The 692-nt window shown below is 55.3% G+C and carries 1 protein-coding gene; it reads right to left on the bottom strand.

Going from position 1 to position 692, the window contains the following annotated elements; translation table 11 throughout:
- Positions 1–692, bottom strand: a 692-nt coding sequence (locus tag ABD892_RS10225) for a tape measure protein (protein WP_345195521.1), incomplete at both ends; no start/stop codon positions are given.

Genomic DNA, 692 nt, shown 5'->3' with positions numbered 1-692 from the left:
ATTTGCTTCAGTTTGCCGTTCTTGTCGAGCGTCTCCAGCGACTGGTTGAGCTGACGCAGGTTGTCCTTGATGTAATCCAGCCAACCGGATTCCGCGATCAGGTTGGCAAACTCAGACCAGCGGTCTTTCAGGTTGGAGACGTAACCGGAGAGCAGGCTCATGGCATCGGCGGCGGCCCCCTGGGAGCTTTGTCCCATTGCATCAATCAGCCCACGGATAACGTCACGCCCCAGCTTGCCCTGGGCGCTTAGGGCTCGAAGTTCGGTAACGTTTTTACCGGTAGCTTGCGATAGCAGATCCCAGACCGGGACACCGTTTTCGATCAGGGTCTTGATCTCTTCATACTGGAGTTTCTGGTTACCCCAGGCCTGTCCCAGTTGCAGGGTGATGCGCTGAAGCTTTTCCTGTGAGCCACCCAGCTTGGCGTTCATATCCACCAGGCTTTGCATGGTGCCATCGGTGGGATCAAAGCCGAAGTTACGCAACAGAACAAAGGCGTTGGTGACGTCCTGTAATTGCAGCGGAGTGTTTTGGGTAAACTCACGAATCCAGGCGAAGGCTTTTTCACCGTCCTCTACGCTGCCCATTACGGCCTTCAGTTGCACTGCGGTGCGTTCAAACTGATCACCGGTAGACAATACGCCGGTCATGGCTCTTTTCAGGGCATAAAAACCGGTGCCGGCCAGCAGCAA

Origin of the sequence: Kistimonas scapharcae, assembly GCF_039540975.1 — a bacterium.
GTDB lineage: Bacteria > Pseudomonadota > Gammaproteobacteria > Pseudomonadales > Endozoicomonadaceae > Kistimonas > Kistimonas scapharcae.
Note: the sequence above shows the minus strand (reverse complement) of the source record. Positions and strands in the feature narration are given on the sequence as shown.